7 protein-coding genes are annotated in these 14,317 nt (G+C 53.3%); 2 read left to right on the top strand and 5 right to left on the bottom strand.

The annotated features are described in order from the left end of the window. Positions 1 to 16 precede the first annotated feature (16 nt). Both nrdA and ubiG read right to left on the bottom strand, forming a co-directional pair. Entirely contained in the window at positions 17 to 2,305 is a 2,289-nt protein-coding gene (gene nrdA, locus IMQ33_RS09860) for a class 1a ribonucleoside-diphosphate reductase subunit alpha (protein WP_065683116.1), read from the bottom strand. 432 nt (positions 2,306 to 2,737) lie between these two features. Next, complete coding sequence (gene ubiG / locus IMQ33_RS09855) at positions 2,738 to 3,463, bottom strand: bifunctional 2-polyprenyl-6-hydroxyphenol methylase/3-demethylubiquinol 3-O-methyltransferase UbiG (RefSeq protein ID WP_021178493.1); 726 nt, start codon at positions 3,461 to 3,463, stop codon at positions 2,738 to 2,740. Positions 3,464 to 3,685: 222 nt separating this feature from the next. Between ubiG and gyrA the strand changes: the two genes are divergently transcribed. Next, entirely contained in the window at positions 3,686 to 6,337 is a 2,652-nt protein-coding gene (gene gyrA / locus IMQ33_RS09850) for a DNA topoisomerase (ATP-hydrolyzing) subunit A (RefSeq protein WP_065683117.1), read from the top strand. A 171-nt stretch (positions 6,338 to 6,508) separates the two neighbouring features. Beyond that, on the top strand, positions 6,509 to 9,382 hold the full coding sequence (gene rcsC / locus IMQ33_RS09845) for a two-component system sensor histidine kinase RcsC (protein ID WP_196062680.1): 2,874 nt from the start codon (positions 6,509 to 6,511) through the stop codon (positions 9,380 to 9,382). Positions 9,383 to 9,463: 81 nt separating this feature from the next. On the opposite strand, the gene rcsB is transcribed toward rcsC, so the two are convergent. The 3 genes from rcsB to IMQ33_RS09830 are packed head-to-tail and all read right to left on the bottom strand — an operon-like array spanning position 9,464 to position 13,982. Continuing rightward, complete coding sequence (gene rcsB, locus IMQ33_RS09840) at positions 9,464 to 10,114, bottom strand: response regulator transcription factor RcsB (protein ID WP_021178490.1); 651 nt, start codon at positions 10,112 to 10,114, stop codon at positions 9,464 to 9,466. Beyond that, positions 10,107 to 12,809: a phosphotransferase RcsD gene (gene rcsD / locus IMQ33_RS09835; RefSeq protein ID WP_186579470.1), complete on the bottom strand. Its 2,703-nt coding sequence runs from the start codon at positions 12,807 to 12,809 to the stop codon at positions 10,107 to 10,109. Before rcsD ends, rcsB begins: the two co-directional genes overlap by 8 nt. A gap of 21 nt (positions 12,810 to 12,830) precedes the next feature. Continuing rightward, positions 12,831 to 13,982, bottom strand: a complete 1,152-nt coding sequence (locus IMQ33_RS09830; RefSeq protein WP_098930400.1) for an MFS transporter — start codon at positions 13,980 to 13,982, stop codon at positions 12,831 to 12,833. Between the last annotated feature and the right edge of the window lie 335 nt (positions 13,983 to 14,317).

Here is a 14,317-nt window from a genome sequence, read left to right as displayed (position 1 = left end):
CCCGCTGTGTCAAACGTTAGATCTTGCAGGCGCCGCCTTCACAGTCGTCATCGCCGCCCTGAGCAGGCTGCATGTCTTCCTGGATATCATCTGCACCGTCGCGGGTGTTCTGATAATACAGCGTTTTGACACCGAACTTGTAGGTGGTGAGCAGATCTTTCAACAACTGCTTCATCGGCACCTTGCCACCCGGGAAACGGGTTGGGTCATAGTTGGTGTTCGCCGAGATCGACTGATCGATAAATTTCTGCATCAGGCCAACCAGTTGCAGGTAACCGTCGTTATTCGGTAATTCCCACAGCAGTTCGTAGTCATTTTTCAGACGTTCATACTCAGGAACGACCTGGCGCAGAATACCGTCTTTGGACGCTTTGATACTGATATGGCCGCGCGGTGGCTCAATGCCGTTGGTGGCATTGGAGATCTGCGACGAGGTTTCCGACGGCATCAAGGCAGACAGCGTTGAGTTGCGCAGGCCGGTCTCTTTGATCTCTTTACGCAGGCTTTCCCAGTCGTAATGCAGCGGTTCGTTACAGATCGCGTCTAAATCTTTCTTGTAAGTATCGATTGGCAAGATGCCTTGCGCATAGGTGGTTTCATTGAACCACGGGCAAGCCCCTTGCTCCTGAGCCAGACGGTTCGAGGCTTTCAGCAGGTAGTACTGGATCGCTTCGAAGGTTCTGTGGGTCAGGTTGTTGGCGCTGCCGTCGGAATAGCGTACGCCGTTCTTCGCCAGGTAATAGGCGAAGTTGATCACACCGATACCCAGGGTGCGGCGGCCCATCGCACCACGGTGAGCGGCTTTGATCGGGTAATCCTGATAATCCAGCAGGGCGTCGAGCGCACGTACGGCCAGCGTCGCCAGCTCTTCCAGATCGTCCAGGCTTTCAATCGCACCCAGGTTGAATGCGGACAGCGTACACAGCGCGATTTCGCCGTTTTCGTCGTTAACGTCATCCAGCGGTTTGGTCGGCAGAGCGATTTCCAGGCACAGGTTTGACTGGCGTACCGGGGCGATCTGCGGATCGAACGGGCTGTGGGTGTTGCAGTGATCGACGTTCTGGATGTAGATACGGCCAGTAGAAGCACGTTCCTGCATCATCAGTGAGAACAGCTCTACCGCTCTTACTCGCTGCTGACGAATGCTGCTGTCTTTCTCATACAGGGTATACAGGCGCTCGAACTCGTCCTGATCGGCGAAGAACGCGTCGTACAGCCCTGGAACGTCAGACGGGCTGAACAGGGTGATATCTTCATTCTTGATCAGGCGCTGATACATCAGGCGGTTGAGCTGCACGCCGTAGTCCATATGACGGACGCGGTTGCCTTCAACCCCACGGTTGTTTTTCAGCACCAGCAGGCTTTCCACTTCCAGATGCCACATTGGGTAGAACAGCGTTGCTGCACCACCACGTACGCCGCCCTGAGAGCAGGATTTCACCGCGGTCTGGAAGTGTTTGTAGAACGGGATACAGCCAGTGTGGAAGGCTTCACCGCCACGAATTGGGCTACCCAAGGCACGGATACGGCCAGCATTGATACCGATACCGGCGCGCTGTGAAACGTATTTCACAATGGCGCTGGAGGTGGCGTTGATGGAATCCAAGCTGTCACCACACTCGATCAGCACGCAAGAGCTGAATTGGCGGGTTGGGGTGCGCACGCCAGACATGATCGGCGTAGGCAGTGAAATCTTGAAGGTGGAGATCGCGTCATAGAAACGTTTTACGTAGTCCAGACGGGTGGCGCGCGGGTAGTTGGAGAACAGGCACGCGGCTACCAGGATATACAGGAACTGGGCGCTCTCGTAAATCTCGCCGCTGACGCGGTTCTGCACCAGATATTTACCTTCCAACTGCTTCACGGCAGCGTAAGAGAAGTTCATATCACGCCAGTGATCGATAAAGGAGTCCATCTGCTCGAACTCTTCAGTGGTGTAGTCTTCCAGCAGATGTTTATCGTATTTGCCCATCTCCACCATGCGTGCGACGTGGTCGAGCAGCTTCGGTGGCTCAAACTGGCCGTAAGCTTTTTTACGCAGATGGAAGATGGCGAGGCGAGCGGCCAGATACTGATAGTCCGGTGCGTCACGGGAGATCAGATCGGCTGCGGCCTTGATGATGGTTTCATGAATATCGGCGGTTTTGATGCCGTCATAAAACTGAATATGTGAACGTAACTCTACTTGAGAGACCGAGACGTTGTTTAAACCTTCCGCGGCCCAGTCGATGACTCGGTGGATTTTGTCGAGGTTGATGCGCTCTTTACTGCCATCGCGTTTAGTTACAAGTAGGCTTTGGTTCATTTTTACCTGTCCGTGAGATTCCCCTAAGCAGAAAGTGTAGTCGCTCTGCTCAGTATGTAAACACTATATATAGGGGGTGTATGTCGGTGAGGTAACAAGATAGTGATAAAACAGTGGGTTTGCAAGTGAACAAAACCTGCCGATCTTGTGGATAACTTGGGGGTGAAATGTTACCAATTGTTCCTAGTGCGCGCCCTATCTGGGGTGACAAGGTTGTCAATAAGCGCGATGAGATTTTGCTGATTTTGTGAAAACCCCGATCGTTTGCCGCTTTATTAAACGTTAGAAAAAAACCGCATATTGATCTGCTTTTATATTCTTAAAAGCGGTTTAGATCGGCTTTTTTGATCGAAAACGGATAAATAGGTATTTATCTTATACGCTTAGGCGCACCGGCGGCGCAAACATCGCCACCGGTACGTTATGGCAGTGTCAACCCTGGTGCTGGGTATGCACCATGTAGTTCACATCCACGTTGCGGCCCAGCTTGAAATGGTCGGTGATCGGGTTGTAATGCAGCCCGATGATATGTTTTTCACGCAGCTCGGTGCCGTCGACCCAACCGATCAGTTCAGAAGGGCGGATGAACTTCTTATGATCATGGGTGCCCTGTGGCACCATCTTGAGCACGTATTCAGCGCCGATGACCGCCATCAGCCAGGCTTTGGTATTGCGGTTGATGGTGGAGAAGAACACATGGCCGCCTGGTTTGACCAAATGCGCACAGGCGCGCACGACGGAGGCCGGATCCGGGACGTGCTCGAGCATCTCCATACAGGTGACGATGTCATACTGTTGCGGATGAGCCTGCGCATGGCTTTCTACCGTTTCTTGCACGTAGGTCACCTGCATACCGCTTTCCAGCGCATGCAGCCGCGCTACCTGGAGCGGTTCTGCCCCCATATCCAGCCCGGTCACCAACGCACCTTCACGCGCCATGCTTTCTGCCAGAATGCCGCCGCCACAGCCAACGTCGAGCACTTGTTTGTCAAAAATGCCTCCTGCGCGCTGCATGATATAATTCAGACGCAGCGGATTGATCCGATGCAACGGCTTGAACTCACCTTCCAAATCCCACCAGCGCGAGGCGACAGCTTCAAATTTGGCGATTTCCTGGTGATCAACGTTTGGCGCGTGACGGGATGATTCAGCATTCATGGGCGTTATTAGCTCCTGGTTCTCTTATGGTGCAGATTATACATGTTCCGGCACGCTTGGCGCAGCGCTGTTGTTACCGGGGCAATTTTCGCCCGCAGGGCAGCACATTTCAGCGAAACAGCGCCGGTAATTTCCCCGTAAAGCGCGCTTTGTGATATAGTTTTACACCTTTGGCACTACGCCAAGGCAGATGAATCATTCAGTATGAGGGATAGCAGCTCCATGAGCGACCTTGCCAGAGAAATCACACCGGTAAATATCGAAGAAGAGCTGAAAAGCTCGTATCTGGATTACGCGATGTCCGTTATTGTCGGCCGTGCGTTGCCAGATGTTCGTGATGGACTGAAGCCGGTGCACCGCCGCGTTCTGTACGCGATGAATGTACTGGGTAACGACTGGAATAAACCATACAAGAAATCGGCCCGTGTCGTTGGGGACGTGATCGGTAAGTATCACCCGCATGGTGACAGCGCGGTGTATGACACGATCGTCCGTATGGCCCAACCGTTTTCGTTGCGTTACATGTTGGTGGACGGCCAGGGTAACTTCGGTTCTGTGGACGGCGACTCCGCCGCAGCAATGCGTTATACCGAAGTGCGCATGTCGAAAATCGCCCACGAACTGCTGGCGGATCTGGAAAAAGAGACCGTCGACTTCGTGCCAAACTATGACGGTACCGAGCAGATCCCGGCCGTTATGCCAACCAAGATCCCGAACCTGCTGGTCAACGGCTCGTCCGGTATCGCCGTAGGTATGGCGACCAACATTCCGCCGCATAACCTGTCTGAAGTTATCAATGGCTGTCTGGCCTATATCGAGGATGAAAACATCAGCATTGAAGGGCTGATGGAACACATCCCAGGCCCGGACTTCCCGACGGCGGCAATCATCAATGGTCGTCGTGGTATTGAAGAAGCCTACCGTACTGGCCGTGGCAAAGTGTATCTCCGCGCCCGTGCCGAGGTAGAGGCGGACGCTAAAACCGGCCGCGAAACCATCATCGTGCATGAAATTCCTTATCAGGTGAACAAAGCGCGCCTGATCGAGAAAATTGCCGAGCTGGTGAAAGAGAAACGCGTTGAAGGCATCAGCGCGCTGCGTGACGAGTCTGATAAAGACGGTATGCGCATCGTGATTGAAGTCAAACGTGACGCCGTGGGTGAAGTGGTGCTGAATAACCTGTATTCGCTGACTCAGCTACAGGTCACCTTCGGTATCAACATGGTGGCACTGCATCAGGGCCAGCCAAAGTTGCTGAACCTGAAAGATATTCTGCGTGCATTTGTGCGCCACCGCCGTGAAGTGGTGACCCGCCGTACCATTTTCGAACTGCGTAAAGCCCGCGATCGCGCCCATATCCTGGAAGCGTTAGCCATTGCGTTGGCCAACATCGACCCGATTATCGAATTGATCCGCCGCGCGCCGACTCCGGCAGAAGCGAAGATTGCGTTAATCGCGCAACCTTGGGATCTGGGTAACGTCGGGGCGATGCTGGAACGCGCCGGTGACAACGCTGCACGCCCAGAGTGGCTGGAGCCAGAGTTCGGTATCCGTGACGGTAAATATTACCTGACCGAGCAACAGGCTCAGGCGATCCTGGATCTGCGCTTGCAGAAACTGACCGGCCTGGAGCACGAGAAGCTGCTGGACGAGTATAAAGAGCTGCTGAACATCATCGCTGAGCTGATCTTTATTCTGGAAAACCCAGACCGCTTGATGGAAGTGATCCGTGAAGAACTGGTGGCCATGCGCGATCAGTTCGGTGACGCACGCCGTACCGAAATTACCGCCAACACGTCTGATATCAACATCGAAGACCTGATCAACCAGGAAGATGTGGTCGTGACATTGTCGCATCAGGGCTACGTGAAGTATCAGCCTCTGACCGACTATGAAGCGCAGCGTCGCGGTGGTAAAGGCAAGTCAGCCGCCCGTATTAAAGAAGAAGACTTTATCGATCGTCTGCTGGTGGCCAACACCCACGACACGATCCTGTGCTTCTCCAGCCGTGGTCGCCTGTACTGGATGAAGGTGTATCAACTGCCGGAAGCCAGCCGTGGTGCTCGTGGCCGCCCGATCGTCAACCTGTTGCCGCTGGAAGCCAACGAACGTATCACCGCCATTCTGCCGGTGCGTGAATACGAAGAAGGGCGCCATGTGTTTATGGCTACCGCCAGCGGTACCGTGAAGAAAACCGCATTGACCGAGTTCAGCCGCCCACGCAGTGCTGGCATCATCGCCGTTAACCTCAACGAGGGAGACGAGCTGATTGGTGTTGACCTGACCGACGGCAGCAACGAAGTGATGCTGTTCTCCGCCAACGGTAAAGTGGTGCGCTTCCCAGAAGGGCAGGTGCGCTCGATGGGCCGTACCGCTACCGGCGTACGCGGTATCAACCTCGGTGAAGGCGATCGTGTAGTTTCGCTGATTGTTCCACGCGGTGAAGGCGATATCCTGACCGTGACGCAGAACGGCTACGGCAAGCGTACTGCGGTAACGGAATATCCGACCAAATCGCGTGCGACCCAAGGGGTTATCTCCATCAAGGTCAGCGAGCGTAATGGCCAGGTTGTTGGGGCTGTGCAGGTAGAAACTACCGACCAGATCATGATGATCACCGATGCAGGCACGCTGGTGCGTACCCGTGTCGCGGAAGTCAGCGTGGTTGGCCGTAACACCCAGGGTGTTACCCTGATCCGTACTGCGGAAGACGAGAACGTCGTCGGCCTGCAGCGCGTTGCTGAACCGGTTGAAGATGAAGAGCTTGATAGCCTTGAACCAGGAAGCGACGAAGCGGAAGAAGATACCACACCACTCGATGAGGGTGATGAGGATACCGGCGCCGTAGACGATATGGATGACGAGAACGCCTAAATAGCACGGCCTTGGCCGTATAATCTGGGTGGTTCAAAAAGGGCTTGGCAGCGATGCTAGGCCCTTTTTCAGTTGTATGGTTTAATTGCTGCAATCACTTGTCGATGCTGCACGGGATCGTTGTTTTGCTATGATTATGCTCGTCACCCCTTACTCTGGCATGGTACCTGCTTGAAATACTTAGCCTCTTTCCGTACCACGTTAAAAATTTCCCGCTATCTGTTTCGGGTGCTGGCGTTCATGCTGTGGTCGCTGGGTGCACTGCTGACCACGTTTTATATCCTGGATATCGTGCATGAGAAAGAATCCGATATCAGGCAGGAATATAATCTCAACTTTGACCAGGCTCAGGGTTACATTCGCCACTCGGCGGATATCATCCGCGACATCAAATACATGGCGGAAAACCGCCTCAACGGCACGGTAGGGAGCCTCGAGCTGTTCACCGGCATGATGAATGGCAAAGACAGCCAGCCGGAGATGAAGCCGCTGTACCCAGAATCCAACTGTGCGCTGAACTCTAACTACCGTGACTCGATCACGTCGTTAAACAGTCTGATCCAATACTGGAAAGAAAACTTTGTCGCGGCCTATGATCTGAACCGGGTATTTTTTATCGGCAGTGACAGCCTGTGCATGACGGAATTCGGTAGCAGCAACGGTATCACCGATCGGCAAAACGTGCTCAAGGCGCTGCATGAGCGCATCCTTAAATACCGTAACGCCGCCAACAGCGCGGAGAAAGACAATAACCTTTACTGGATCAGCCCCAGCCAGCAGCGGCCTGATGTAGGTTATCTGTATGTGATGACGCCGGTCTATGTCGGCAACAAGCTGGAAGCGCTGCTGGGGATTGAACAGACGATCCGCCTGGAGGACTTTGTCACCACCAGCAACCTGCCGGTGGGAGTTAATCTGCTGGATGAGAACAACGAATCGGTGCTGCGACTGGCCAATGGCGATCGCTACGCCTCTTCGCTCAATGTTTATCCGCAGGAACACACCTATTTTGGCTATGTCGACAGTTACCAGGATCTAATCATGAAGAAGGCGCTGCCGCCTTCGTCGCTCAGCATCGTGTATTCATTGCCGGTGAAGAGCGTGGTGGAGCGCTTCAAGGTACTGATCCTCAATGCGGTGTTGCTTAACCTGCTGTCGGCCGTGGTGCTGTTCAGCCTGGCGTGGTTGTTCGAACGCAAGATGTTCCTGCCTGCGGAAGAGAATGCCTTCCGGTTGGAGGAGCATGAACAGTTCAACCGCAAAATCGTGGCTTCGGCGCCGGTGGGCATCTGCATTCTGCGCATCAGTGATGGTACCAACATCCTGAGTAATGAACTGGCGCATAACTATATCAACCTGTTGACCAACGAGGATCGGGATCGTATTACACGCATTATCTGCGAACAGCAGGTCAACTTTGTAGATGTGATGACCAGTAATAACAACAATCTACAAATCAGCTTTGTGCATTCCCGTTACCGCAATGAGGACGTGGCTATCTGCGTGCTGGTTGACGTTAGTGCCCGCGTCAAAATGGAAGAGTCGCTGCAGGAAATGGCCGCGGCGGCGGAACAGGCCAGCCAGTCCAAATCGATGTTCCTGGCCACCGTCAGTCATGAGCTGCGCACGCCGCTCTACGGGATTATCGGCAACCTGGATCTGCTGCAGACCAAAGCGTTGCCGCAAGGGGTCGATCGCCTGGTCAATGCGATGAACAATTCCTCGGGGCTGTTGCTGAAGATCATCAGCGACATCCTGGACTTCTCCAAGATTGAGTCGGAGCAGTTGAAAATAGAACCTCGTGAGTTTTCTTGCCTGGAAGTCATTACCCACATTGCGGGCAACTACTTGCCGCTGGTGGTGAAAAAGCGGCTCGGTTTGTACTGTTTTATTGAACAAGGTGTGCCTGAGCGTATCAATGGCGATCCCGTGCGTTTGCAACAGGTATTGTCTAACCTGTTGAATAACGCCATCAAGTTTACCGACACCGGCTGTATTATCTTGCAGGTCTGCACCCGTGACAGCTATCTGGAGTTCAGCGTTCGCGATACCGGCGTCGGCATTCCAGAAAAAGAGGTCTTGCGCCTGTTTGATCCCTTCTTCCAGGTTGGCAGCGGGGTGCAGCGCCATTTCCAAGGCACCGGGCTTGGGCTGGCGATTTGTGAAAAACTGATCAACCTGATGGACGGTGATATCGCGGTGGAGTCCGAGCCTGGCCTCGGCAGCCTGTTTACCATTCGTATTCCGCTGTTTGGGGCGCAGTTCCCGGCGCTGCAGGCCAGCGATACCTGGCAGGGCAAAAACCTGTGGCTGCAAATTCGTAACCAGCGGTTGGAAAGCTATTTACAGGCGATCCTTGGCGGCTACGGTGCCACGGTATTACGTTATGAGGGGCAACAAACCGCGGCAGGGGACGTTCTGTTCAGCGATCATCCTTTGCAGGTGGACACTCCGCTGTTGGCACAGATCGAACTCTCCATTGCGCACATTGGGCCGTCATTGGAAACGCACCCAGGTTACTGGCTGCATAGTACCTCCACGCCAAGGGACGCTATCCAACTGTTGAACAGGCTATTTGGTGTGGTTACCGAAAGCGATAAGGCGTTGGCGCAGCTGCCGTTATCGGTTAAGGCCAATAGTGCCGATAACGGAGATATTCGCCTGCTGGTGGTGGACGATCACCCGATTAACCGGCGCTTGCTATCCGATCAGCTGGCATCGTTGGGCTATCAGGTGATTACCGCCAATGATGGTGTCGATGCGCTCAGCGTACTGGAACGCAATCCGGTGGATATCGTATTGACTGATGTCAATATGCCGAATATGGATGGTTATGAATTGACACGTTGCCTGCGTCGGTCCGATTTTACAGCCCCGGTGATAGGCGTGACGGCTAATGCGCTGGCAGAAGAGAAACAGCGCTGTCTTGAGGCCGGGATGGATAACTGCCTGTCGAAACCGGTCACGTTGGAGACGCTGGAGCAGTCACTGGGCTATTACAGTCAACGGGTACGGCGGTTTAGGGCTGAGTCGGAAGATGTATAAATACTAAAGGGCGCCTGAGAGCGCCCTTTAAATTGATCACAATGTTGGTTCAGGGGTGCTGCATGCTGCACCCGTTGAACTTTAGTCTTTATCCAACTGCGTCATACTGACGGAAGAGAGATAGTTGAGCAGTGCGATATCGTTATCAACACCCAGTTTCATCATGGCTGATTTCTTCTGGCTACTGATAGTCTTGATGCTACGGTTCAGTTTTTTGGCGATTTCGGTCACCAGGAAACCTTCGGCGAACAGACGCAACACTTCACTTTCTTTCGGGGAGAGGCGTTTGTCACCGTAACCGCTGGCGCTGATTTTCTCCAACAGCTTTGAAACGCTCTCTGGCGTGAATTTCTTTCCTTTCTGCAATGCGGCCAGCGCTTTTGGCAAATCGGTAGGCGCACCCTGTTTCAGGACGATGCCTTCGATGTCCAGATCCAACACCGCGCTGAGAATGGCCGGATTGTTGTTCATGGTCAGAACGATGATCGACAATTGCGGATAGTGGCGTTTGATATATTTTATCAGCGTAATGCCGTCGCCATATTTGTCACCCGGCATCGAAAGATCGGTGATCAGTACGTTGGCGTCCAGCTTGGACAGATTGTTGATCAGTGCTGTAGAGTCCTCGAACTCCCCAACGACATTCACCCACTCAATTTGCTCAAGTGACTTCCGGATGCCAAACAGTACGATAGGATGGTCATCGGCAATAATTACGTTCAGGTTATTCATGTTGTTGGCTACCTTGCTGCAGCAGTCTACTGACGAAAAAATCAATCTGACTGATGTTATTCTCGATCTTGAGCGCATCACCGTCCGCGATGTGCTGTTCTAACGATTCACACAGAAGCTTTCCGGGAAGCAGATTTAACATGGCAAACACGCCCTTCAGGCGGTGTGCGGTTTGAGACAGCGCTGCAAAATCACCGCTGCCCGCCTCAGTATACAGTTTTTTGATATCGTCGGGTACTGTATCAATAAACAAACCATAGTAATCACTTGATCTCAATTGTTTTTCATACACTTGGGCGCTTTCTGCCAGTGATCCTACAGGGGTTTCTTCCTGCTCTTGTGCCGCCATCTGGTGTTCTATCAAGATCAGCACAGCGTCGATCATGGCATTGTGCAGGTTATAGTTGACGCGAATATAGCCTTTATCAAGCTGTTGCCAGCCCGCTTCATCGCTGGTTAGCAGTAACGTATAGTCGTCGGCTTGCTGCGGGTTATCGGTCAGTAATACATCATAATCCCGGCTGTTTTGGTGCTCCTCGGCCACGATGCAGTTGGCCCCGTAGCCCGCCAGTAGCTGAGTCACGATAAGGCGGATCTCGTCGGAGGTGATATCCAGCAGCGCCGTTACCCCATCGAGTAATTTCTCCGTCGCCTGTTCCTCTGTTTTTTCCTGCTCCATAGTGACGCGAATGGTATAGCGGGTACCGATATCGATTTTGCTGCGGATATCCAACTGGCCATTGAGTTTTTTGCACAATTGATTACACAGGAAAAACGTCAACCCAGAACCATGGTCGAAGCGATCGACCAGCGTTTGGCTGAGGAACGGGTAGGTCAGGTTGCTGATTTCCTCACTGGAAATGCCGGTGCCGGTGTCATTGATATGAAATACCAGTTGTTCAGGGCGATCGGCTTCCTGTTCTACCACCAGTGTGATCTTGCCGTAGGCGGTGGTGATGATGGCGTAGCGCAGCAGCAATGAAAGGATTTTGCGCAGTGCGCCAGCATCGCCAATGTACTGTTGGTTGACGTCCAGATTAACGTGATTGAACAGCGCCAGCCCTTTCTGGTTGATGGCTGGCAGCATGTCCAGCAGCAGTTCATCCAGCAGTGCAGAGGGATTGAATGGTTGACGTACCGGCTGCCAATCCTGTGTTTCCAGCCGGGTGAGCAGGGTGATATTGTCGATCAGATCCAATACCGATGCAGAAGCCAGGTTGAGTTGTTTAAGCAATGTCTGTTGCTGCTCGGCATCTGATGGTTGGCACAGGCTCCCGGCCAGTTCGTGCATTTGCCGCACCGGCTGATTCAGCTCGATCCCCAGGTTGTGCAGCATCAACTTACGGGCCTGAACGTTTTTATCGTATTCGCGGCGGGCCTGTTGCAGCCGTTTGTTCACCATCACTTCTTTATCCTGATCGTTGAGCAGGAACAGATAGGTTTCCGCCGTTCGTTGGCTGCGGAAGATGCGGATCTCATAGACTTCGTTGTTGACCGTAGCCTGGATCACGCCGTGATGCTGCTCCGCCATATGGGCAATTTTGGACAGGCTGAGATGTGGCAACAGGTGCTCGGCGATCTTGTTGCTGGTAATCACGCTATTATCGGCAAAGTCATAGACCAGTAGCCCGCAAGGTAGGCTGGCGACAATTTCCTGGTTGAGCGAGCGTTGGAGATCCAGCTCGGCGGCGATATTTTCGCTGGGGCGGATGTATTGCTGGCGGAGGAAATAAATGCCCACCATCGATAGCGTCAGTAACAGCAGATTGACCGCCAGTAGCCAGATGTTATTGCGCAGCAGGTCAATCGCCAGATTGAAAGCTGAAACGCGGTAAATCAACTGCAGCGGCGAGTTGGGCAAGGAAACACTGAATTCAACCCAACTGCCTTTCAGGGCAGCCTGGGCGTTGATTGCCGTTTCGCTCGGCACCATGCTGTCGTCGATCTCTTCATTATCGGGCAGCAGCAGGAAGTTGGAGCGGGCCATGTTAAGCGGAATGATATCGTTAATCGGCAGGTCGAAGGCGATCACCGTGGCCAAATGTCCTGGCTGGTTAAAGGTGGTGCGGATGGAAAACGAGTAGGCATTCTGGAAGCGCTGTTTGCGCAGGCCGGAAAAACTTTCGCGTTCGTCCAGCATATTGGCCTGTTGCAGCATTTCGGTGCGGCGGTCTGACACTGACGTAGTCAGGTAGTTTTCTTTCAACCGCGAGGTCAGGTCTTTCAGCGATTGGGTCGTCACCAGGCTCAGGCTGTTATCTTGCCCGTTGAGAAAATACATCGCATAGTTTTCAGTCTCGGTTCCCCAGCGGTTATCGAGAAAGTCCGAGATATTGGCAACCGTAGCCAGCGTGGCGATGTCGTGGTTGCCAAAAATGACCGCATCGGTTTTGCTGCGTCGCTTCTCAACATAATAGACATCCGGACGCAGTCGGGTTTCCTGCAGGTTGGTCTCAACAGGAAGCGACGCGGTATTACCAAATTTGTCGTAGATTTGCTCGGTCAGAGAGCGGTAGCTGTCGATACGCTTTTGCAGCATGTTGGCGATGGTGTTGACGGCATGTTTTTTCTCCGTCAGATAGGCGTTGGTGTAGTTATAGCTGTACAACCCAATGGCCATGGCCAGCAGCACGACAAACAGCCAGAAGCTGCGGGTGATGTAGCGGGAGTTTATGGTCAGTTGTCTATCTTGCAACATGGCTACGCATTCCTGAAATTAGCGAGTGACCGCTTTGGCACTGGCAGTGACGATCAGCAGTAATGCCGCGACACAGGCCAGGGCAAACGTCAGGCTGGAGATCTGGGCGATTAGCCCGATCACTGCCGGGCCGGCCAGAATACCGGCATAGCCCACCGTGGTGACCGAAGCAATGGCCAGGTTGGCAGGCATGACGCGTTGGTTCCCAGCTGCGCTAAACAGAATAGGGACCACGTTGGATGCCCCGACGCCGACCAGCATAAAACCAATCAAAGAGGCTATGGCGCTGTCTATGGTAATGGCCAGCGCCAGGCCGATGGCCGCACACAGGCTACCCAGCAACAGCACCTGATATCTGCCCATGGCATTCACCACGCGATCGCCATTCAGCCTGCCGATTGTCATGGCAATGGAGAACAAGGCGTAACCCAAGCCTGCCTGGTTATGATCCATCCCGCGCATGGTGGTCAGGTACAGCGCGCTCCAGTCGAGCATTGAACCTTCCGCCAGGAACATGATGAAGCACAGTAGGCCAATAAACATGACCCAGCCACGTGGCAAAACGAACATCGGGCCTTCTTTATCTCCGCCACTTTCACGCAGCAGGTTTTTACTGGCAATCAGCAGCAGAGCCAGAATGGCGACGACGGCGATCAGCGTGGCTTGTAGCGGGCCTAGCCCCAGCCATAACAGGGCGCTGACTCCACCCGCACCGGCGATCCCGCCAACGCTGAAGAAACCGTGAAAACCGGACATCATGGCACGGCTGCTGGCGCGTTCGACCACTACGGCCTGAATGTTCATGGCCACGTCAATCATACCAATTGCTGCACCGAACAGCAGTAAGGCTAATGCCATCCCCAAGGTGGAGTCCATCAGCACCAGCAGCGGCAAATCGATGCATAGGGCGATACCCGCCAGCAGGATCACGCGGCGACAGCCAAATTTGCCGGTCAAAAGCCCAGTCAACGGCATTGCCATGATCGAGCCAACCCCGATGCACAGCAGCAGCAGGCCTAATGAGCCGTCATCTATATTGATACGCGTTTTGGCAAAAGGCACCAGCGGTGCCCAGGTGGCCATTGCCAGTCCGGCGATAAAAAAGGCCAGGCGGGTGGCATTCTGCTCGGGCACACCGGGCTTACTTTGTTCGTTGCAAGTGACTGTCATGTCGGTATCGGGATCGGCTCTGGATAGTGGCTTAAATGAACCCCTGTTTTTATCACAATCTGTGATCGGGGTCGAAAGGATTCGCGTTAACCGTGTAGCCCATCAGGAGGAAGGAGCTGTGTTAGATCACTCTCAGAAGAGGGTGAAATAGTTTCATAAGGGAACAAATCTATTATCGAGGGAATTGATGCAGGAGATATTGCTATTTTGTATGTAGTTGTGGGCTATTTAAACGATGAGCGGCGACAAATTATTCATTGGTTAATTTTTTGGCGGTTTTTTATGGTTAATTTAGCTATTAGTGCGGTGATTGATCATGTTTATGATATCTCTTT

The sequence above is a fragment of the Serratia sp. Res13-Sevr-LER1-36-b genome, from assembly GCF_015673035.1.
GTDB lineage: Bacteria > Pseudomonadota > Gammaproteobacteria > Enterobacterales > Enterobacteriaceae > Chania > Chania fonticola_C.
This window is presented reverse-complemented; position numbering and strand designations above follow the sequence as displayed.

What these genes read in the sequence shown, in the direction of transcription:
- nrdA (WP_065683116.1), bottom strand. Translation starts at nt 2,305, where the DNA reads ATGAACCAAAGCCTACTTGTAACTAAACGCGATGGCAGTAAAGAGCGC.
- ubiG (WP_021178493.1), bottom strand. Translation starts at nt 3,463, where the DNA reads ATGAATGCTGAATCATCCCGTCACGCGCCAAACGTTGATCACCAGGAA.
- gyrA (WP_065683117.1), top strand. Translation starts at nt 3,686, where the DNA reads ATGAGCGACCTTGCCAGAGAAATCACACCGGTAAATATCGAAGAAGAG.
- rcsB (WP_021178490.1), bottom strand. Translation starts at nt 10,114, where the DNA reads ATGAATAACCTGAACGTAATTATTGCCGATGACCATCCTATCGTACTG.
- IMQ33_RS09830 (WP_098930400.1), bottom strand. Translation starts at nt 13,982, where the DNA reads ATGACAGTCACTTGCAACGAACAAAGTAAGCCCGGTGTGCCCGAGCAG.